Source organism: Massilia litorea (assembly GCF_015101885.1).
GTDB lineage: Bacteria > Pseudomonadota > Gammaproteobacteria > Burkholderiales > Burkholderiaceae_D > Telluria > Telluria litorea.
In genome coordinates this window covers 1,445,893-1,466,542 of record NZ_CP062941.1, presented here as the reverse complement: position 1 = coordinate 1,466,542, position 20,650 = coordinate 1,445,893, and the positions used below count along the sequence as shown (strand labels likewise).

Genomic DNA, 20,650 nt, shown 5'->3' with positions numbered 1-20,650 from the left:
ATATGGATAAGACAGTCAGTCAAAATTTTTCGATCGCGAAGGTCATGTCGATTTTTATCGTCGTCGCCGATCACTGGTTCAAAGACAGCCCCATCTGGATTCTGTCGACCGTCGCGCTGTTCGTGTTCGGCTTTTCATCCGCCTTCTTTACGGGACGCCTGAACGGCGTGGACCTTGACGTCGGCGCTTTCTGGAACAAGAAATTGCGTCGCCTGGGAGTGCGCTATTGGCTGATCCTCAGCGTCCTAACCATGCTCCTCATCGTGCAAGGCCGCGACATCCTTCATTGGCACACCATCGTGCATTTTATTGGCCTGTCCGGTGTGCTGAACCTGTTCGGACCGAGCATGAGCGCACTTGGGGCCGGCCTATGGTTCTTCACCCTGCTCCTGTTTTTTTATGCCGCCTACCCGCTGCTGGCGCGCCGCCTGATCGCCTCCCCGCGCACGACCGTGACCATGGCAATCGCCACCATCGCATTGCTTGCGCTCGACCATACGGTCAAATTCGGCTTCTCCCTATGGCTGACCATGCTGGGATTTCTCATCGGGACCTATGTGGGCGTGAACCGCCTGCGCACCAATGTCGCGCTGCTCAATGGCGCCTTGATCGCGTTGCCGCTGTCGATCGCCGTATTGAACATGTTCTTCGGTTTTCGCGCGCTCAACGGGATCCTGCTCTTTGCATGTTCGTTGGCGATATCGCTACGATTGACGCATCCGGGTCTCCGGCTGGCCTCCCTGCGTTTTCTGGTCCCGCTTGAAGCCTGCCTGCTAGAAATTTACCTGATCCACAGCTACCTGTTTGTCCATCCTAGCGGCAATCCGATCATCGATTTCCTTCTCAGCCTTGTCGTGATCGTCGCCGCTGCCATCGTCCTTAATCGTGCAGGCAATTATCTGGTTGCGCGGATCTTCAAAAACAAGCCGGACAAGCTTGTTACGGCAGCGGTTGCGCAAGAAGGTGACGGGCATCTGGAGCGCTCCGCCTGAAGCAGGCGCGGAAATCGTCAGCCGCGCCGTAGGCCCGCCGCGCCTGCCGCTGTGCTCCACACAGGCCGGCTGCGGACGCTCCCGCGTCGCGCTGCGGCGCCTCGCCGCGCCATTCCAAATCGAGCCGTGCCGGATCCGCGAACAACTGCCGCTGCGGATGCCTTCCCAGATAAAGCCAGCCGATACCGGTCGCCAGATTGTCCCCGGCGCGCAGCACCCCTCCCTCATCCGAACGCAGGGGCCCGTCCACCAGGTTGCCCTCCAGGGTAGCGCTGCTGGTCGGGAAGCGTACCTGCACCCCGGCCGTGTCGAGCACGGTATTGTCGACCAGCTGGGTGCCGGCTGCGCTGTTGAGGTAGACGCCGACATCCGAACAGCCGGCGATCAGGTTGGCGCGCATGATGCCGCCGTCGTGCTCGGTAATGCAGCGCGCGTCGCGGCAATAGGGTTTGCCGGTGCCGCCGCCGCCGAACGAGAGGCCGATGCGCTGTCCCGGCTGGCTGGCCAGCAGCGCCTCGCACAGCACCACGTTTCGCTCGAAGACGGTGCGCGCGGCGCCGCCCTTGGCAAAGGCGCCGTAGCTGGTGCGGTCGCCCCAGGCCTTGACGAAGTCCTGGATCAGGTTGGCACGAATGGTCCAGTCGCTGGCGGCGACCAGGTCGATCGGCGTGACGGGCCGCGATGTTTTACGCGGCGCCGCGTTACTCAGGGTGTTCGATTCGATCAGGCCGTGGTCGGGGAAGGTGCTGCGCTCGCCGTTGATTTTAAAGTGGGCGTTGAAGTCGCGGATCGTGTTGTTGCGGGCCGTAAAATGGTGGGCAGCGCCGACTACGTGAAAGGCGTGGTCACAATATTCATCTTCGGCGCAGACACCACGCAAGCTCAGATTTTCGAAACGCCAGTACGGCGCCGCTACCGTCACCCCTTCGCCGACAGCAACATTGATTGCCACCGTCCCCGGGCGCGCGGCCCGTACAAGGATCGGAGCGGCGGCCGTACCGGGCCTGCCCGCGTACAGGGTGGCGCGTACGGTGTACTCGCCGGGCAGCAAGGTGATCACGTCACCAGGCGCGGCATCGGCCATTGCGCGCCGCACCTCGTCGACGCTTGCCACCAGCCGCTCGCGCCCGGCGGGGGCCGGCGGACTTTCCGGCTGGGCGCCCAGCAGCAGCGCCGGCGGCACATACGGGCCGGCCTGGCCGCGGTCGAGCGCGAGCAAGGTGCCGGAGGCGAAGCGGCCGGCGCCTTCGACCAGGGGGTTGTGGCCGCCCGTGCGCTTGAGGAGATACGGTGCCAGCGCGCGCGGCGTGACGCCTTGCGACTGCAGGTAATATAAACCCGCCGCCGCGCCGGCCGCCGCCAGGACCAGCGGCACGGCCAGCAGCTTGATGAACTTCATGCGCCGGTCTTGATGTTGTGACGGCTCATCAGGTCGTACATGGTCGGGCGGCTGATGCCGAGGATCTCCGAGGCCTTGACGATGTTGCCGTCGACCCGGGCCAGCGCCTTGACGATGGCCTTGTACTCGGCCTCGTCGCGCACCTGGCGCAGGTTGATCGGCTCTTCTTCCAGGCCCTCGCCCGGCAGGCCCAGGTCGTCGGCGACGATGGTATTCCCGTCGGCCATGATCACGGCGCGCTTAATATAATTTTCCATCTCGCGCACGTTGCCCGGCCATGGATAGGCTTCGATGGCGGCAATCGCATCGGGTGCGAAATGCAGGGATGCACGTCCTTCGGCGGCGCAGAATTTATTTTTGAAATGGTGGGCCAGCAGGGCGGCGTCGCCCTCGCGCTCGCGCAGCGGAGGGATCGTCACGACGATCTCGGACAGGCGGTAATACAAGTCTTCGCGGAAGCGGCCGGTGGCGCACAGTTCCTTGAGTTTCTGGTGGGTCGCGCAGACGATGCGCACGTCGACCGGGATCTCCTCATGGCCGCCGATGCGCTCGATCACGCGCTCCTGCAGGAAGCGCAGCAGTTTCGCCTGCAGCGGCATCGGCAAGTCACCCACTTCGTCGAGGAAGAAGGTGCCGCCGTGGGCGAGTTCGACTTTACCCTTGGTCTGCTTGGCCGCGCCCGTGAACGCGCCCTTCTCGTAGCCGAACAATTCGCTTTCCAGCAGGTTTTCCGGAATCGCCGCGCAGTTGATCGCCATGAAGCGCTCTTTTGCGCGCGGGCTCAATGCATGCACGGCGCGCGCCAGCACTTCCTTGCCAGTACCCGATTCACCGAGCAGCATCACCGAGGCCGAGGTCGGGGCGACCTTTTCGACGTTGCGGCAGATTTTCAGCATCGAGGGCGCGCGCGAGATCACGCCGGCCATCGGCGAATAGGCTTGCTCTCTCTGCATGCGGCGGTTTTGCTGCTGCAGGTCGTGCAGGAAGAAGGCGCGCTGGATCACGAGGTTCAGCACCTCGGGGTCGCACGGCTTCTGGTGGAAGTCGTAGGCACCGAGGCCGATCGCTTTCACGGCGTTCGCATGGTCCTGGTTGCCGGTCAGGACGATGACGCGCGTGTCCGGGGCCAGCGCCAGGATCTGCTGCAGGGTGGCAAGACCCTCGGTCGAGCCGTCCGGATCGGGCGGCAGGCCGAGGTCCATCGTCACCACCGCCGGCTCGTGGCGCCGGATCTGCGCGAGCGCGGCTTCGCGGTCGCCGGCGACGGCGACGTCATAGGCGTCGAGGCTCCATTTCAGCTGCTTTTGCAGGCCGGGGTCGTCTTCGATGATCAGGAGTTTCTGTTTGGTCTGGGTCACAGTGGTAAATCCTCGGGTCAGGCTGCACGGTCGACGAGCAGCGCATCCTGCTTGTACAGGGGCAGGATGACTTTGAAAGTGGTGCCGGACAGCGGCTTGCTGGATACTTCCAGGCGCCCGCCCAGCTCATTGATGTATTCGCGGCTCTCGAACACGCCGATGCCCATGCCGGCCGACTTGGTCGACTCGAAGGGCTTGAACAGGCGCTCGCGTATGAACTCTTCGCTCATGCCTTCGCCGGTATCGGTGATCTCAATGCGGACCGCTTCGCCATCCTGGTAGAGGCCGATGGTGACGCTGCCCTCCTTCGGCGTGGCTTCGATCGCGTTCTGGATCAGGTGGCCGACGACGCGCTCGAGGCGCTCGCGGTCGGCCAGCACGCGCAGGCCGGTGTCGCGCAGGTCGAGCTGCGGGCGCGGCTCGAAGGCCGCCTTGTTGGCCACCGCCTGCCGCACCACCTGGTCCACCGCCAGCGGCACCGGCTTTTCCTGGACGTCGATGCGCGAGAGCTTTTGCAACATCAGGCGCATCTTCTGCACGGACAAGGATACCGTTTCCAGCATGTCGGCCTGGAATTCGGGATTGTTCTTGTGCTTTTCCGCGTTCGCATTCATCAGGGACAGCTGCGAAACCAGGTTCTTGAGGTCGTGCACCACAAAAGTGGACATGCGGTTGAACGATTCGAACTGGCGCGCCGTCATCAGCGCGTCGGCCGCATCCTGCTGGGCCAGGTAGCTGGCGGCCTGGCTGCCGGCGATCTCGAGCAAGTCCAGCACTTCCCAGTTCAGTTTGACGGGGCTGCGCGCCGTATGCAGCACGACGAAGCCGAACAGTTTATTTGCCCCCATCATCAGCGGCACCACCAGCCAGCCGCGCGGAAAATCGCGCAGCCACTCGGGCAGCACGAGCCCTTCGTATTTGTCCGGGTCGTCCGCGTACTCTCCGAGGTCGATCACCCACTGGGTCGATTCGAGGAAGCGGCACAGGGCCGAGTCGGCGGGCTCGGCGACGTCCGGCAGCGGCACTTCCCAGGCCGCGACCGGCTCGAAGCGGCCCGCTTCACGGCGCTGCCACAGGGCTCCGCCCGGGCTTTCGACGAGGGCGGCCACGGCCTGTACGGTGCGTTCCCCCAGGTTCGGCCCCGCTTCGGAAAGCGTGCGCGTAAAGCGCATCCACTCTTCGCGGTAGTCGTAGCCGTAGCTGTAGAAATGCTTGGAAATAAACACCTTCAGCCAGGCGCGGAAGGTGCCCGAGAACAGGATCCCGGCCAGCAGCAGCAAGGCGCCGAACAGGAAGGTGACCTGCATCACCGTGCCCCAGCTGCCGCCGAAATAGCGCAGGTAGTAGCCGGCCGAGCCCATCGCCAGCAGGTAGATGGCCGAGCCGAACAGGGCAGCGGAGTGGAACATCGCGCGGCGCGACACCGCCAGCGGCGAGCGCCACGATTTGGCGCGCCGCATCGACAGCGCCAGCAGCGGCACCGTCAGCGCATTGATGACGCCGCGCGCGGCCCAGATGTCGGGGTCGACTTCGCGGAACAGCATCGCGTGGCTGTACAAATAAAAATCGTAGGCGAACATGCCGCCGATGCCGAGGCAGGCGAATTTAATGGCCCAGCGTTCCTGGGTGGTCTTGTTGCGGTAGGCCTGTTCCACTAACAGCATGCCGCCGACCGCCTGCACCACGCGCACCGTCACCGGCAGCACGCTTTCCAGGAGGGCCAGGTCCCAGTAGCCGAGGCTGGCCGCGGCCAGCGCGACCAGGTAGCAGACGGCCGCCGCGAACAGGGCCGGCCGCAGCTTCAGCGGCAGCCGGCTGCCGGGCGCGCGCCAGTCTCCCAGCAGGACGACCAGGAACAGCGACCAGACGGCATTCCTCGCCACCTCGAAGCCGTCGGAGAGGTCGGTCCACATCAGCAGGTCGGTGGCGGCCCAGGCCAGGGAGGCGGCCCAGAAGGCCGAGATGAGGCAGGCCGCCACCAGCAGCGGGCCGTGCGCCCGCCCGCGCCAGCTCGTCAGAAGCGGCACGCCCAGCAGCAGGAAGCCGACGGCCGCGAGGCCGTAGCTGTAGGTGGCGATACTGGTGAGAGAGACACTATCCATGTGCGCAGCCGGGCGCGCAGGCCCGGCATGTAACGTTATCGCGGGCGGAGCCGACGATTAGCGGCCGCTGCGGAACAGCACCACCTTCAAGGTATTAATGAGGACCAGGAAGTCGAGGAACAGGCTGTTGTTTTTGACGTAGTACAAGTCGTACTGCAGCTTTTGCAGCGCATCCTCGGCCGAGGAACCGTAGCCGTAGCGCACCTGCGCCCAGCCGGTGATGCCTGGCTTGATGCTGTGGCGGACATTGTAGTACGGGACCACTTCGATCAGCTGCTCGACAAAGTATGGGCGCTCGGGACGCGGACCGACGAAGGACATCTCGCCCTTGAACACGTTCAGGATCTGCGGCAGTTCGTCGATCCGGGTCTTGCGCATGAAGTTGCCGACGCGGGTAACGCGCGGATCGTTCTGCGCGGCCCATTGCGGCTTGCCGCCCTTTTCGGCGTCGGCGCGCATGCTGCGGAATTTATGCACGAAGAAGCTTTTCCCGTCCTTGCCGACCCGTTCCTGCGAATAGAACACCGGACCGCGGTCTTCGAACCACACGGCCAGCGCGGCCAGCAGCATCAAGGGGAAGGTCAGCGCCAGGATGATCGTGCTGCAAATCAGGTCGAAGGTGCGCTTCATGAAGATGCGCACGAAACTCTGGTCGAAGCCACCGCCGAAGACGAGCCAGCTCGGCTGGATCGAATCGACCCGGATCTGGCAGGTTTCGCGTTCGAAGAAGGTGGCGGCGTCGGTGACCTTCAGCCCCTGCAGCTTGCAGTCGAGCAGTTCCTTGATCGGGAAGCCGCCGCGCCGGTTCTGCACCGAGACCACGATTTCCGACACGTTGTACTGGCGCGCCAGTTTGACGAGCGAATCGCCGTCGCGCATTTTCAGCAGGTCCGATTGCGTCACGCACAGCTCCTCGCCCGGCGCCGGAATGAAACCGGCGATGTCGTAGCGGTGGTAGCGGTTGGCGCGCTCGGCCAGTTCGCTGCATTCCTTGGCCAGCGGTCCGCCGCCGAGGAACATGATGCGCGACTGCAGGAAGCGCGCTTCCGAGGTCTTGAAGAAAATCATGCGCGCGATGAAGATGCCGACCGCCGCCAGCGCGAACACGATCACCAGGATGCTGCGGCCGAACGAGAGTTCGGGCGCGACATAGAACACCAGCGTCAGGATCAGGAAGCCCATCACGAACGAAGGCATCAGCTTCATCAGGAACGGGTGGCGCAGGCCTTCTTCGAAATCGAGCTGGTACATGCCCATGGCGCTCATGCTGAACACGATGGCCAGCGCGAACGCGACGGCCGAGGTGAAGAAATGGTCGAGCGACGGAACCGTCACCGTGGTGCCGACTTCCATGTAGCGCAGCGCCGCGCCCGCGTAGGCGGCGCCGAGCAGCACCAGCACTTCCACGACAAGCAGGACGGATACGATCTTCGACACATAATGGTTAGAAATCCTGAACACGTCAGCCTCCTGATTCTTTTTACTTACTCGGATGCCGCACGAGAATCCTGCTTCAGCAGGTCGTGGACATACCAATCCATGGCCTGGCGCAGGCCCTCGCCGATTCGGTGCGTGGGCGCATAGCCCAGCAGCGCGGCGGCCTTGCCGATGTCGGCTTGCGAGTGGCGCACGTCGCCACGGCGGAAGTCGACATACTGGGGTGCGTGCCCATCCACATGGGGGAAGCGCTCACGCAGCAGGTCGCGCATCATCGCGTACAGCTGGTTCAGGCTGGTACGTTCGTTGAGCGCGACGTTGTAGACCTGGTTCACCGCCTCCGGCGAGGCCATCGCTGCCAGCAGGTTCGCCTGCACGACATTGTCGATGTAGCAGAAGTCGCGGCTGGTCTCGCCGTCGCCGTTGATGCGCAGCGGCTGATTACGGATCAGCGCGGCAACCCATTGCGGGATCACGGCGGCATACGCACCGTGCGGATCCTGGCGCGGGCCGAACACGTTGAAGTAGCGTAGTCCCACCGTCTCCATACCGTAAGTGCGGCCGAACACGTTCGCATACAGCTCGTTGACATATTTTGTGACCGCGTAGGGCGACAGCGGGTTCCCGATCACGTCTTCGCGTTTCGGGAGGTCCGGATGGTCACCGTAGGTCGAGCTCGATGCGGCGTAGACGAAGCGGCGTACTTTCGCATTGCGCGCGGCCACCAGCATGTTCAGGAAGCCGGTGACGTTGGTGTCGTTGGTCGTGATCGGATCGTCAATCGAACGCGAGACCGAACCGAGCGCAGCCTGGTGCAGCACGAAGTCGACGCCCTCGCAGGCGCGCGCACAATTGGCGGGCAGGCGGATATCGCCTTCGATGAAATTGAATTTCGTCCAGGCTTCTTGCGTGACAGATTCTTTCACCTGGTCCAGGTTATGCCGGTGACCCGTGGCGAAATTGTCGAGTCCGGTTACCCGCTGGCCGAGCTTGAGCAAGGCTTCGACCAGGTTCGAGCCGATGAAGCCGGCGGCGCCGGTGACCAGCCAGTGATGGCTGTGCTGGCCCAGCTGCTGCCTAACGTCTTGAATCTTATTCACAGTTTTCACAACACTTTCTCATTAACTAACGCACTGCAGTTCGGGCGGTGGCAGAACGCACAAAGCCGCCGCGGTCAGGCGGCGGCTCATTCCGCACGACGACTTACAGGCGCCAGACGCAGAAGCCAGCCTCGCGGAGGGCATTCTGATCGAATTGCGACTTGACGTCGATGAAGCAGCCACCGTCGTTGAGCTTTGCCTGGAAGTCCGGTACCGACATCGCCAGCACTTCCTTATGCGGCACGGCGGCGATCAGGGCGTCCGCCTTCGGCAGCGCGTCCCAGTTCTTTTCCAGGGTGATGCCATACTCGTGATGGGCTTCGTCGGCCTCGGCCAGCGGATCCCAGACGTGCACGTCGACGCCGTAGCTTTCCAGCTCGTGGACGATGTCGGCCACTTTCGAATTGCGCAGGTCCGGGCAGTTTTCCTTGAACGTCAGACCGATCACGTTGACCTTGGCGCCCTTGACCTGGAAGCCCGACGAAATCATCGATTTCACGGTTTTCTCGGCAACAAATTTCGCCATGCCGTCGTTGATGCGGCGGCCAGCCAGGATCACTTGCGGGTGGTAACCCACCATCTCGGCCTTGTGGGTCAGGTAGTACGGATCGACGCCGATGCAGTGGCCGCCGACCAGGCCCGGGCGGAACGGTAAAAAGTTCCACTTGGTACCGGCCGCCTTCAGCACTTCGAGGGTATCGATGCCGATCTTGTCGAAGATGATCGCCAGTTCGTTCATCAGGGCGATGTTCAGGTCGCGCTGGGTGTTTTCGATGACCTTGGCTGCCTCGGCCACCTTGATGCTCGAGGCGCGGTGCACGCCGGCGGTGATCACGGTTTCGTACAACTGGGCGACGCTTTCCAGGGTCTCGGCGTCGTCGCCGGAGACCACTTTCAGGATCGTCGTCAGCGTGTGTTCCTTGTCGCCCGGGTTGATGCGCTCAGGCGAGAAGCCGACGTGAAAGCCTTCTTTCCACTTCGTTCCCGAATGCTTTTCCAGCAGCGGAATGCAGACTTCCTCGGTGGCGCCCGGATAGACGGTCGATTCGAAAATGACGATCGCGCCCTGTTTCAGGTTTTTACCGACCGTGGTGCTGGCACCGATCAGTGGCGTGAAGTCCGGGTTGTGGGCGATGTCGACCGGGGTCGGCACGGCCACGACGACGTAGTCCGCCTGCGCCAGCAGCGCCGCGTCAGTCGTCACTTCCAGCTTGTTTGCTGCCTGCAACTGCTCGGTCGAGACTTCACCGGTCGGGTCAATGAATTTTTTGTAGTTCTCGATTTTTGACGCCGACAGGTCGAAACCAATCGTCCGTACTTTCTTGCCGAATTCCACTGCGAGCGGTAAGCCCACGTAACCCAGTCCTACTACTGCGACGACCTGATCTGCTTTCATTATCAGCTTTCGATATCGAATAAAGTTTTGCTATTATGCCAATATTTAATATAGCATGGGAACTAGAAGCCCCTCAACGCGGCACCCTAGTTTGTACGCCATCAACAACACGGACGCATAGGCGATGTTGTATTTGCATCCGTGTGTTCCGTTGTTTTTTCGTTTTCCTTAACCGGCTCACCAGGCCCGTCCCCGGTTCATCAGGGAGCATCGGCCGCGGCGCACAGCAAGGAGGCCACGCTGTTCGCATGACACTGTGCAATATAGCATTTTCTGTCTGACAAGTTCCGTAAGAAAATGAATCGTGCGCGCTGCACACACTTGGAATACGGCGAAGAAAAGATGTTGTCGATCGATTACAATCTTGCGCGACCCATCATGCATCTCAGCAAACACTGATGCCACCGCAGGAGCAGCGCTTGAACGACCTCAGATTCTCCACCCTCGACAATGACGATCCCGGCAACGATGCGCTCGACGCCTTCGTGCGCGCGCATCCCGAGGGCAATGCTTACCAGCTGGCGGCCTGGCGCCGCGCCGTTGCCAGCGCCTACGGCTATGCCGGCCGCGTGCTGGTGGCCTGGCAAGGATCGGAACTGGCCGGCATGCTGCCGCTGTGCGAATTCGCCCGGCCGCTGTCGCGTCCGCGCTGGATCTCGCTACCGTTTTGCGACCTCGGCGGGCCGCTGGCCGTCTCCGGTGCCGTCGCCGAGGCGCTGGCGGCACGCGCGCGCCTCGACCTGGGCACCCAGGGGGCGGCCGGACTGGAGCTGCGCTGCTCGGCGCCCGGGACGGAGGACGAAGCCGGACTGGAGGGACGCAAGGTGCGCATGCTGCTCGGCCTGCCCGAGAGCGCGGCGGCACTGATGCAGTCGTATCCCCCGAAGCTGCGCAGCCAGGTGAGAAAAGCGGAAAAGAACGGCCTGACCTCGGAAGTAATCACCGGCGCGGCCGGCATCGCCGAGTTTTACGATATTTACAGCCGCAACATGCGTCGCCTCGGCAGTCCTCCCCACAGCCGTGCCTGGTTCGAAGCCGTCCAACGGCACTACGGCGCGGCCGGCGACATGTTCATGGTCATCGTGCGCCACGAGGGCAAGGCGGTTGGCGCCGGCTGGGTGCTGCTGTGCGGAGACAAGGCCGTCATTCCCTGGGCTTCGACCCTGGCCGAGTTCAACTCGCTGGCGCCGAATATGCTGCTGTACTGGGCGATCCAGTCGCACCTGTGCGAACGCGGCGTGCGCCAGTTCGACTTCGGCCGCTCGACCTTCGGCGAGGGGACCTATAAATTCAAGAAGCAATGGGGCGCGCTGCCGGTGGCGCTCGACTGGAAAGAATGGGACGCGCAAGGCGTGGCGGCGATCGCGGCCCCCGCGGCAAAGGGAGGCGGCTCGTCATTGCGGGCCCTGATCGAAAGCGCTTGGCAGAAGCTGCCCTTACCCGTGGCGAACAGCCTCGGTGGGCGCCTGCGGCGCTACATTACGCTGTAAAAGAAGACATGCTACGCCCTGCCCCATCAGGACGTTTGCTCTTTTTTTATGCATTTACATTACAATGTGGTTTTCTAGCCAAGTCAGCCGTATGATTGTCGAGCCGCGCTCCATTGCCATCATTGCTTCGCGCGAAGATGTTTCTACTCTGGCCGCTTGCATCCGGTCCGCCATTCAAGCCTGTAAGGACAGGCGTGCAGTCGTAGATGTATTGGTAAACGGTAATCCGGAGCTGGCACATAACATCGCAGGATTGTGTGTCGACGTTCCGCCGACATGTGTGCTGCGTGTCTGGCGCATCCAACAGGGCGACAAGGCACATGCTTGGAACGAGTATGTGCACCGTATTTGGGCATCTGACGGCGACGCTATTTTCCTCGACGGCTATGTCGAAGTCGAACCGGATTCCTTCGACGCCCTTGACCGAGGACTCGCGACTGCGCCAGAAGCGCAAGGAGCAACCGGCGTCCCGACCTGCGGCCGCTCGGCGCTTCACCTCCGGGCATTAATGCTGAGCGAAGGTGGGTTCCACGGGAACTTGAACCTGATCCGAGCAGGGGTTATGGCGAAGCTGCGCGCTTCCGGATTCCGGCTACCGCTGGGACTATACCGTACCGATTCCGTTACGGGCGCGGTGCTGATGCTTGGATTGGACCCTGCTGCTAATCATTGGGACAGACGCCGCATTGCCGTCGTACCGGACGCAATCTGGAACGTACGCTCGATGGAGCGGATCACGTTTAAAAATATCCTTGGCCAATGGAAGCGAATGCTGCGCCAAGCGCAAGGAGTCCTCGAAAACCGCGCCGTCCGCGAACACCTAATCGTGCGTGGCCTGGCTCCTCATCTACTTCCTTCGACCGCACACGGGCTTGTCAATGGTTGGATTACCGCACAGCCAGCGCAGGCGCGCCGATTATTCATCAAACAGCCGCTCTGCGCTTGGGTTGCATGGCGCCTGCGTGTGCCACGCGATTGGTCGGCGGCTGATATCGCACCGGTAGTGGTGCCGGCGCCAGTCAAGCGCCACTCGATAGTCTAATGGACTGTAGAAGTAAAACCGGCAGGACAGTGGTCAATTATTTATTTGCAGGGGCGCTTCCTCATCATTCCACTCACACAATGGAGGCTGAGGAATCAAGCAACAGCGTCGTCCCTGCGGGCGCGGTACAAACGATACCAAGCCCGTCCCCATGCAACAGCGGGTTGCTCAACAATTCGCATCGCCACAAATGACAAGCCTAAGGAAACAAACAAGGCCAGTAGGATGGCGGTATTTGCCGATGTGCCTGCTTTTTCGCATGCAGCAATAATAGACCATCCGATGTTTTCGTGAAGTAAGTATAAACAGTACGACATCGTTCCAAGAAGTGTGAAAATTCGGTGACTGAGAAGCGAAATACTTCCTGTCGCGGCACTGAATAATAGCAATGCGAATAGCACGAGTAGTCCGGTCAGTGCTAGCCCGTCGCTCAAACCGATTGCAAGCGCTGAGAGGATTACCACGACAACATACGATGGTTTTTTGTTTTTTGACTGGTTAAACGACAATTTGTAAATCGAAATCCCGGCAGCAAACCAGGGAATGACGTCTAGCAGTAATAGCCGACTTAGCTCCGACGGTATGGTATAGCCCGACGCAGATGGCACAAAATGTTCCACACAACGAAGAAGGAGCAAGCCAATCAGCACGCCTTGGATCTTATCCAGTGATCGAAGATAAAACAAGAGCAGTGCCCAGCCGTAAAAGATTAGTTCGATCTTCAATGTCCAATAGACACCGTCAACGTTTTTAATCCCAAACAAACCTTGCACCATACTCAAATTGATGAGTGCGGTTCCCAGATCAACCGTTTGTCCGTGAAGATCGGTCCATTGCGTAATCAAAAAGGTGACCGTCACCGCAAACCAATAAGCAGGGTAGAGCCTGAAACCACGGGACACGACAAAATCCAAAGGCCGCACAGTTTTATCCAGTGTCATGAAAATAACGAAACCACTGATCATGAAGAACAAGTTAACGCCCAGGTAGCCCCAGGGTACATAAACTGCCGGCTTACCAGCATGCCCAAATAATTCCTCATATTTGGTCGTGTAATGGAAAAAAACGACCATCAAGGCTGCGATTCCACGTAGGGCATCGACCTGAATCAAACGCAACGTGGTTTGGCTTTTCATTCGGATTGTTTATTGACTACCTGTACGGCTGGAGCACATCAGTGCGTGTACGAAGTCAGTTTTGGGAAGAAGGCACGGTGTATCAAGTACGGACAATTACAACCACTCCGGCAGCAATAAGCGCAAGTCCTGCAAAATATCCGGGCGACAACTGCTCGCCTAACACAAACTTCGATAGCATCGGCGTGAACACGAAGGACAAGGCAACGAACGGATAGGCTTTGGAGAGCGGCACGCTGCGCAGGATCCATACCCACAACATCGTCAGTAGGCCGTAGAGAAACAGTCCGGACACCAGGTAGACGTTCAAATACGAAATGACAGACGAAGCCGGAGTCCGTTGAGCAAGGTGCATTGCAGCGAGCTTGAACAGCAGTTGGCCACCTGCCATCCCCAACGAATAAAAAATCATCGTCAGGATCAGGGAATTAGTCATGGTAATTTCGAAATATCGATCTTGATAAGGACGAGCTGTCCGGGGTTCGGGACCACTTCTCCCAAGGCTTTCAAGTCTTCCGTCACATTCATCGGAAGATCTTCTTTTTTAATCAGGATATAGCGGACACCGTATTTGCGAGCCAGTTCGCGCCGCTCGGCCTGCGAAGTGGCGGAAGAAAAGAACTGTGCATTGTCCTTGCTGCGTGCCACACCGTCCGCAATCATCAACTGGGGTCGCGGCCGCACGACGACTTTGCCTTTGAAGGCAGTGATCGCGAGCGCGGGATGCGGCGAAGCAAACATGATCGCATCGCCTGGCAATTTATTGGCAACGGCGATCAAATTGCCGATCACGTCCTGGTTTGGATAAGAACCGAATGACTTCCCGCTCGTCCGTTCGTATCCCACCCGGGCAAAATCGAGCGCACCGAACGCCAGGTGCAGCATCACCAACGCCGCACATAGGGCCAATACAACGAATCTTGGCCGGTCTCTCTTCAGTTCTGCCACGCTGAACTTGGCCTCTCTTTCCGGAATCAGGGACAGCAGTTTCCATGTAATCGGCAGGTGCAGGTAGAGCACCGCATACGACAAGAAACGGTGCGCCACCGGGTGCCCTAGTGCGCCACCAATACAGTAGGCACCAAAAACTCCCAGGAATCCGGCGACAAGCGCCAGATGGATACGCTTTCGGAACAGTTCGAACAGCAGTGGTATCCCGAGCCAGGCTGGGCCCAGCAAAAGGACGACCTGCACCGTGTTATAGAAGTCGGCGACGCCGCCGTTTTCCTTGTCGCCCGCCCCGCGGTAAGTCAGTTCGATGGGATTGAAATACGGCCACCACCAGGTAATAGCCACTCCGAAAGCCAACAAAGTAAACAGTAAGAGACGCGTTTTACTCGTACTTTTCGGCTCGAATAACAAGAACAGGAAGGCGCCTCCCAGCGCAAACAGTCCGCCCAACTGGTGCGAAACGAACATGAGCGCAGACAGGAGCGGCAGCAGGCAGCAAATCGATAGCGCGACTGTATCGGACTGCAGGGCCCGGATCACGAGTGCCCACGTGATGAAAGTGAGTGAAAATACGAAGGCCGCCGGATAAAAACTATTGTAGAACATCGCCCGGAACTCGTAGAAGCCGGTCCACACCCAGGGCGTACCCCAACAACACAGCAAGACGGCGATCAGAATTACCGGCGCCCACCTGTGCTGGAAATAGGAATCGGCAAACATTTTCACGCCGACGACGAAAAGAGCCGTCGTCACGACGGCACCGAGCGCGAGGGCTGCGGTAACGCCCATGCCGGTCAACTGCATCAACCCGCCGAGCAAAACGAACAGCGGTATAAACTGGCGATCGGCGTCGTAGGTGGCGTAGTGCGGGTTACTTGGCGCAAGCACGTTTTCCGATAAAACGCGGACGGCGGACGCATGTTCCCAGTAATCGGTGAACCATTGCAGGGTCGGGAGCGGGAGCAGGAAGAACGACAGCGCCGTCAGAATGCATAGTCCGGCTGCGATCGCGTGAAAGGTGCCGGCAGCAGCGCTGCCGCCGCGCACCTGCCAGGCAGGATTCTTCAAACTGGTCAAGTACATTAGTTGGTGCCCTGGGCCTGGTTGTGGACTGCCTGCACGCTTTGCTCGCTCAGGTTGCGTTGCGCTTCGGCAATCGCGATTTGCCGGGCCAGCTGGGTTACCAAACTGGTGTTTTCACGCAGCTTCAAATGGATGTTGACGAAAACGGCGAGCGACAAGACGATCCAGATGTAATAAATCAGGTCAACACCGCGCCCCACGCCCAGGTGATTGGCAATCGCGGTCGATTGATCGGGCGACCAGACAAAGAACAAGCCGGCGCAGATGACGGCGTACAGGCCAAGCCGGATAGTACCGAGAAGTCGTTTCTGGCCAAAGATGTACAACAGGGATCCGACCAGCGCGATCGTCAGCAGGGATTGAACGATCATTTGCTAATCCTTCCAAGAACGAGGTCGACAACAATATTCACGGCATTCGACGCTTTCTGTCCTTTGGCACGTGAATACTCCGTATAGCGCACCGTATTCCCGAACTCGGCGTATGCCAGCCGGTTCTGGGCGATCTGCTCGAGAATTTCGGATGCATGGGCCATGCGGTTATGGACCAGCGAAATGTTGGCGATGCCTTTGCGCGTGAAAACACGCAAGCCATTGTGCGCATCGGTCAGGTTCATCCCCGTCGTCAGTCGTGTAAACAGGACCGCCGCACGCAGCAGTAGGCGCCTGGAAAATGTCATGCCGACTGTCTTACCAATGAACCTGCTGCCCAGTACGACATCGAGGTTGCGCTCCTTCAGCAGTTCGATCATCGGCGCCAAGTCGTGAACGTCGTGCTGTCCGTCGGCGTCGAAGGTGGCCACGTAGACAGCGCGATTGCGCACGGCGAATTCGATGCCGGTCTGCAGCGCCGCGCCTTGCCCCAGATTGATCGGATGGCGCAGGACGATTGCGCCTGCGGACCGCGCATGCTCCGCGGTGTCGTCCCGTGAGCCGTCGTCCACAAGCACGACATTCGGGCAAAATTGCCTTATGTCCCGCACAACGTCAGCGATAACTGCGCCTTCATTGAAGGCAGGAATGACCACCCACAGGTCATCGAGTGCGCTATCTTTCATTGCTTCCCTAGAATTTGGTTTCGGTTCTTGATGACCGTCATATTTACGGAGAATTATAGTAATTTTATCGCAATAAAAGTTATCTAAATTCAATAAATTGAAACTTATGGGCGATATGTGGTACGTATCATACGTAAGCCAAGGAGGACCGCAACCTGTCCGTCCAGTACTCATGACGGCACTAAAGGCACGCAGCAAGGGATGCACCGTGCCCGCAGGCTCATGCAAAAACGAGGGGTGATGACGAGATCGAGGTGCGCGAGACGGGCGCTCGCTTTTATACTGAACAGTATGCAAAGAATGGTGCGGCTGGCTGGGATCGAACCAGCGACCCTTGGCTTCGGAGGCCAATACTCTATCCACTGAGCTACAGCCGCACTGGTAAAACGCGTCGAGTCATCTCGCGAGGAAATGCCTGAGCGATGCGAAGGATACATTCTTTCGCGTTCCCCGTCCATGGAAAGTAGAAGTTGCAAACGAGTCATGTGCTATGGGGCATCTTTTGAGACTATAATCGCCGATTGGCGGCCTTTCCAAAAAGTCATGCAGGAAGACACACGCCGGGTAGCAGGTTTTTTTAATCGTATTAAGGAAATCATGAGCGACGCACACAATGAACAATCGTTTATCAGGACGCCCAAGCAACTGATCGGGGTGGTCGCAGGCTTCTTCCTGGTAATCGTTATCGGCATCATCCTGCTTGTCTCCTTTGTCACCAACGACAAGCTGGAAGGCGCCGGCACCAACAGCCTCGGCAAGGAAGCAGTGGCCCAGCGCCTGCGCCCGGTCGCCGAAGAAGGTTTTACGCTGCGCGATGCCAACGCGCCGAAAGTGCTGCAAGCAGGTAATGCCGTCTACACCGCCGTGTGCGCGGCCTGCCACGCCAGCGGCGCCGCGGGCGCCCCGAAGATCGGCGTCGCCGGCGATTGGGGCCCGCGCCTGGCGCAGGGTTACGATACGCTCGCCAAGCACGCCATCGAAGGCATCCGCGCCATGCCGGCCAAGGGCGGCAATCCCGACCTGGACAATGTGGAAGTCGAACGCGCGGTGGTCTACATGGCCAACCAGAGCGGCGCCAAGTTCAAGGAGCCGGCGCCACCCGCAGCGGGCGCCGCGCCCGCCGCCGGCGCCGAGACCGCCGCCGCGCCGGCAGCAGCGAATGCCGCCACGGCCGCACCGGCCGGCGGCACGCCGGCCAGCGCCGCTCCGACTGCGGCCCCGGCTGCGGCCACGCCTGCGGTCGCTGCCCCTGCTGCGGCCGCACCGGCCGTCGCCAATGCCGACGCCGGCAAGGCGCTGTTCAATAGTGCCTGCATCGCCTGCCATGGCGCCGGGATTGCCGGTGCGCCGAAAGTGGCCGACAAAGCAGCCTGGGCGCCCCGCATCAAGCAGGGCAACGAGGTGCTGTACGAGCATGCCATCAAGGGCTTTCAGGGCAAGGCCGGCGTCATGCCGCCCAAAGGCGGCTCCAGCGCGCCGGATGCCGACGTCAAGGCAGCGGTCGACTTCATGGTGGCGTCCTCGCGTTGACGAAGCCAAAGGAATGGTTGGTCCAGACCGCCCGCCGGGCGGTTTTTTTATTGGGTGGCGAGTCAAAATAACTATATAAATACACTTTGTTTCGGTTCTAAACGAATAATATTCGTAAATGAATCGACAATGTTGTGTTGTATTTGGACGAAATCCGGAACAGCAAGACTGATTTTTCTGTCGTTCAGTTTTGCTTTGGCGTAACCTTCAGAAATGCACTGGGGCAATAATTTATTCCCCAAAGTAACCCTCTGAAGACCTGCCATGACACTTCCACTCCAACACTTTGCAATGCGAATTGCCGCAATCGCGGTATTCGGTAGCACGCTCGTGGCCTGCGGCGGCGGCGGCGGCGGTTCCGGTTCAACTGCCGGTGTCGCCTCGAGCACATCGGCGCCAACGGTCCCGGCAGCCGCGGCCGCAGTTGCCCCGCAGGCCGCGCCGGTCGGCGGCGCAGCAGCGCCCGAGGCCACCGTGTCGCCTGCGGGCACAGCCGCCGTGCCCGCCACCACGGCGGCCACGACCACCGCCTACACCGTCTTCGGTGTGATCACCGACGTGCGCATCCAGAACATCACCGCCAGCGCCCAAACAAACCTGCCGGTCACGTTCGGCCAGGTATTTGCCGCCGGTGACCTGATGCCGGCCGATTCGCTGGTCGGCCGCTTCAACGACGGCACCGAAGTTCCGCTGCAGCTCGACGTCAAGGCGACCCACCCGGACGGTTCGGTGCGCCATGCAGTGGTGTCGGGCCTGATCCCGAGCCTGAACGCGAGCGAAACCCGCTTGCTGTCGCTGATGAAAACGAACGCGCCACACGCCAGCGGCATGGGTCCGAAGACCCTCCTGCTGAACGGTTTCAGCTCGTCGGTGCATGCCACCATCAACGGCGTGCGCTACAGCGTGTCGGCCGACGACATCATCAAGACCGGCGGCGCCTACCAGACCTGGCTCGCGGGCGCGGTCGCCAACGAGTGGCAGGTCTCGGCGCCGCTGACGAGCGCCGACGGCGTGGCCCACCCGCACCTGACGGCGCGCTTCGCGATCCGCTGGTACAACGACATCAAGAAGGCGCGCGTCGACGTCACGCTCGAAAACAACTGGGCCTACGAGCCGAATCCGCAAAATTTCACCTATGACGCCGAAGTGATGGTGCGCGGCGCCGTGGTCTATTCGAAGCCGGGCCTGACCCACTATCACCACAGCCGCTGGCGCAAGGTGTTCTGGTGGGGCGGCGACGCCTCGCAGGCGCTCATCAAGCACAATGTCGGCTACCTGATCGCCAGCCGTGCGGTGCCGAACTACGACCAGAGCGTCGTCGTGCCCGAAGCGACATTTACTGAGTTGAAGTCGAAATGGACCGGGGCTGCCATCGAGCCGATGGGTATCGGCATGGCAATCCCGTATATGCCGAGCACCGGCGGCCGCGTCGACCTCGGCCTGTTGCCGGGTTGGGCTGCTACCTATCTGCTGACGATGGAAGGGCGGGCTAAAGAAGTTACCCTGGGTACGGCCGACCTCGCGGGTAGCTGGTCATCGCACTATCGAGACAAGAACACGGACCGCCCGGTCAGCCTGATCGACTATCCCTACATGACCATTGCCGGGATTCCGACCGATACGCGCAATCCCGTCACCAAACAACTCGAAGCGTTCCCGAAGTGCGCGCTCGGTGCCAGCTGCAGCTCGCCTTACACGTATGACTCCGCGCACCAACCGGCGTTTGCCTACCTGCCTTATCTTGTGACCGGCGACTACTACTATTTGGAAGAGCTGCAATTCTGGGCAATGGTAAATGTATTCGGCACCAATCCTGGCTACCGTAATAACATTCAGGGTCTGCTCGAGCCGGAACAGGTCCGCGGCCAGGCCTGGAGTATGCGAACGCTCGCAGAAGCAGCTTTCATTACACCGGACAGCGACCGCCTGAAATCGCATTTCGCCCGCATTCTGACGAGCAACCTGGACTGGTATAACAAGGCTTACACTGATAACAGTGCGGCCAATGTATTCAATGTGCTCGACATGAAGAGCGCGGTCGTCTATAACAATCGTCGCGGCATCGCTCCGTGGCAGGATGACTTCTTTACTTCGGCAATTGGCCATGCCGCAGAGCTTGGCTTTAGCGGCGCGCAAAAACTGCTGAGCTGGAAAGCCAAGGCGCCGGTGATCCGCATGACTGACCCGGGCATCTGCTGGATCGACGCGGCGCTGTACTCGATGAACATCCGTGACTCGGAGACCAGCCCCCTGTACAAGACGATGTCGCAGGTGGCGGATGCTAGCGAGACGGCCACCTTCCGCTCGCTCGAGTGCGGAAGTGCGGCAATGGCCAGCTTCCTCAAGCTGAAGGTCGGCGAGATGACCGGTTACTCGGACAGCATCGCTGGTTATCCGTCGAACATGCAGCCAGCCTTGGCCTACGCCGTCGATGCCCGTCTGCCGAACGCCGCTGCCGCCTGGAGCAAGTTCATGGCGCGCACCGTCAAGCCGAACTACGGCAACAGCCCCGAGTTTGCGATCGTGCCACGCTAATCAACGCCAACTTCGACACTACCCCAGCCGCCGCAAGGCCGC

Annotated in this window: 16 protein-coding genes and 1 tRNA gene; 5 read left to right on the top strand and 12 right to left on the bottom strand. The window is 60.5% G+C overall.

Going from position 1 to position 20,650, the window contains the following annotated elements; translation table 11 throughout:
* Window positions 1–44 precede the first annotated feature (44 nt).
* On the top strand, window positions 45–992 hold the full coding sequence (locus LPB04_RS06525) for an acyltransferase family protein (RefSeq protein WP_193687920.1): 948 nt from the start codon (window positions 45–47) through the stop codon (window positions 990–992).
* On the opposite strand, the gene LPB04_RS06520 is transcribed toward LPB04_RS06525, so the two are convergent.
* From LPB04_RS06520 to LPB04_RS06495, 6 genes are all read right to left on the bottom strand, one after another.
* Entirely contained in the window at window positions 940–2,391 is a 1,452-nt protein-coding gene (locus LPB04_RS06520; RefSeq protein WP_193687919.1) for a right-handed parallel beta-helix repeat-containing protein, read from the bottom strand. The genes LPB04_RS06525 and LPB04_RS06520 overlap by 53 nt on opposite strands.
* On the bottom strand, window positions 2,388–3,749 hold the full coding sequence (gene prsR / locus LPB04_RS06515) for a PEP-CTERM-box response regulator transcription factor (RefSeq protein WP_193687918.1): 1,362 nt from the start codon (window positions 3,747–3,749) through the stop codon (window positions 2,388–2,390). Before prsR ends, LPB04_RS06520 begins: the two co-directional genes overlap by 4 nt.
* Before the next feature lie 17 nt (window positions 3,750–3,766).
* Window positions 3,767–5,851 carry an XrtA/PEP-CTERM system histidine kinase PrsK gene (gene prsK / locus LPB04_RS06510; RefSeq protein ID WP_193687917.1) on the bottom strand — a complete coding sequence of 695 codons (2,085 nt, stop codon included), beginning with the start codon at window positions 5,849–5,851 and terminating at the stop codon, window positions 3,767–3,769.
* A gap of 57 nt (window positions 5,852–5,908) precedes the next feature.
* Complete coding sequence (locus tag LPB04_RS06505) at window positions 5,909–7,312, bottom strand: TIGR03013 family XrtA/PEP-CTERM system glycosyltransferase (protein ID WP_193687916.1); 1,404 nt, start codon at window positions 7,310–7,312, stop codon at window positions 5,909–5,911.
* A gap of 23 nt (window positions 7,313–7,335) precedes the next feature.
* The gene (locus LPB04_RS06500) at window positions 7,336–8,388 is read right to left on the bottom strand and encodes an SDR family oxidoreductase (RefSeq protein ID WP_193687915.1); all 1,053 of its coding nucleotides are present in this window, start codon (window positions 8,386–8,388) and stop codon (window positions 7,336–7,338) included.
* Between the two features lie 103 nt (window positions 8,389–8,491).
* Window positions 8,492–9,784: a nucleotide sugar dehydrogenase gene (locus LPB04_RS06495; protein ID WP_193687914.1), complete on the bottom strand. Its 1,293-nt coding sequence runs from the start codon at window positions 9,782–9,784 to the stop codon at window positions 8,492–8,494.
* 419 nt (window positions 9,785–10,203) lie between these two features.
* On the opposite strand from LPB04_RS06495, the gene LPB04_RS06490 reads away from it, so the two are divergent.
* Window positions 10,204–11,274 carry a GNAT family N-acetyltransferase gene (locus tag LPB04_RS06490; protein WP_193687913.1) on the top strand — a complete coding sequence of 357 codons (1,071 nt, stop codon included), beginning with the start codon at window positions 10,204–10,206 and terminating at the stop codon, window positions 11,272–11,274.
* 91 nt (window positions 11,275–11,365) lie between these two features.
* Entirely contained in the window at window positions 11,366–12,316 is a 951-nt protein-coding gene (locus LPB04_RS06485; protein ID WP_193687912.1) for a hypothetical protein, read from the top strand.
* A 95-nt stretch (window positions 12,317–12,411) separates the two neighbouring features.
* Here the strand turns inward: LPB04_RS06485 and LPB04_RS06480 are convergent, their stop codons facing one another.
* The 6 genes from LPB04_RS06480 to LPB04_RS06455 form a co-directional block, all read right to left on the bottom strand.
* Window positions 12,412–13,452: an acyltransferase family protein gene (locus tag LPB04_RS06480; RefSeq protein WP_193687911.1), complete on the bottom strand. Its 1,041-nt coding sequence runs from the start codon at window positions 13,450–13,452 to the stop codon at window positions 12,412–12,414.
* An 82-nt stretch (window positions 13,453–13,534) separates the two neighbouring features.
* On the bottom strand, window positions 13,535–13,888 hold the full coding sequence (locus LPB04_RS06475) for an EamA family transporter (RefSeq protein WP_193687910.1): 354 nt from the start codon (window positions 13,886–13,888) through the stop codon (window positions 13,535–13,537).
* Window positions 13,885–15,480, bottom strand: a complete 1,596-nt coding sequence (locus LPB04_RS06470) for a glycosyltransferase family protein (protein WP_193687909.1) — start codon at window positions 15,478–15,480, stop codon at window positions 13,885–13,887. Before LPB04_RS06470 ends, LPB04_RS06475 begins: the two co-directional genes overlap by 4 nt.
* Window positions 15,481–15,485: 5 nt before the next feature.
* A complete protein-coding gene (locus LPB04_RS06465) occupies window positions 15,486–15,857 on the bottom strand; it encodes a DUF2304 domain-containing protein (RefSeq protein ID WP_193687908.1) in 372 nt (123 codons plus the stop codon).
* Window positions 15,854–16,543 (bottom strand): glycosyltransferase family 2 protein, encoded by a 690-nt coding sequence (locus tag LPB04_RS06460; RefSeq protein ID WP_193687907.1) that lies wholly within the window; start codon window positions 16,541–16,543, stop codon window positions 15,854–15,856. Before LPB04_RS06460 ends, LPB04_RS06465 begins: the two co-directional genes overlap by 4 nt.
* Window positions 16,544–16,844: 301 nt before the next feature.
* Window positions 16,845–16,920 (bottom strand) — tRNA-Arg (locus tag LPB04_RS06455).
* A 220-nt stretch (window positions 16,921–17,140) separates the two neighbouring features.
* Here LPB04_RS06455 and LPB04_RS06450 point away from each other — a divergent pair.
* Both LPB04_RS06450 and LPB04_RS06445 read left to right on the top strand, forming a co-directional pair.
* Complete coding sequence (locus LPB04_RS06450; protein ID WP_193687906.1) at window positions 17,141–18,073, top strand: c-type cytochrome; 933 nt, start codon at window positions 17,141–17,143, stop codon at window positions 18,071–18,073.
* Window positions 18,074–18,403: 330 nt separating this feature from the next.
* Window positions 18,404–20,608, top strand: a complete 2,205-nt coding sequence (locus tag LPB04_RS06445) for an RIFT barrel domain-containing protein (protein WP_227496636.1) — start codon at window positions 18,404–18,406, stop codon at window positions 20,606–20,608.
* Window positions 20,609–20,650: the final 42 nt, after the last annotated feature.

Excerpts from the sequence above, each read along its gene's own strand:
- LPB04_RS06525 (WP_193687920.1), top strand. The coding sequence starts at position 45 with ATGTCGATTTTTATCGTCGTCGCCGATCACTGGTTCAAAGACAGCCCC.
- LPB04_RS06520 (WP_193687919.1), bottom strand. The coding sequence starts at position 2,391 with ATGAAGTTCATCAAGCTGCTGGCCGTGCCGCTGGTCCTGGCGGCGGCC.
- prsK (WP_193687917.1), bottom strand. The coding sequence starts at position 5,851 with ATGGATAGTGTCTCTCTCACCAGTATCGCCACCTACAGCTACGGCCTC.
- LPB04_RS06495 (WP_193687914.1), bottom strand. The coding sequence starts at position 9,784 with ATGAAAGCAGATCAGGTCGTCGCAGTAGTAGGACTGGGTTACGTGGGC.
- LPB04_RS06485 (WP_193687912.1), top strand. The coding sequence starts at position 11,366 with ATGATTGTCGAGCCGCGCTCCATTGCCATCATTGCTTCGCGCGAAGAT.
- LPB04_RS06480 (WP_193687911.1), bottom strand. The coding sequence starts at position 13,452 with ATGAAAAGCCAAACCACGTTGCGTTTGATTCAGGTCGATGCCCTACGT.
- LPB04_RS06475 (WP_193687910.1), bottom strand. The coding sequence starts at position 13,888 with ATGACTAATTCCCTGATCCTGACGATGATTTTTTATTCGTTGGGGATG.
- LPB04_RS06465 (WP_193687908.1), bottom strand. The coding sequence starts at position 15,857 with ATGATCGTTCAATCCCTGCTGACGATCGCGCTGGTCGGATCCCTGTTG.
- LPB04_RS06460 (WP_193687907.1), bottom strand. The coding sequence starts at position 16,543 with ATGAAAGATAGCGCACTCGATGACCTGTGGGTGGTCATTCCTGCCTTC.
- LPB04_RS06450 (WP_193687906.1), top strand. The coding sequence starts at position 17,141 with ATGAGCGACGCACACAATGAACAATCGTTTATCAGGACGCCCAAGCAA.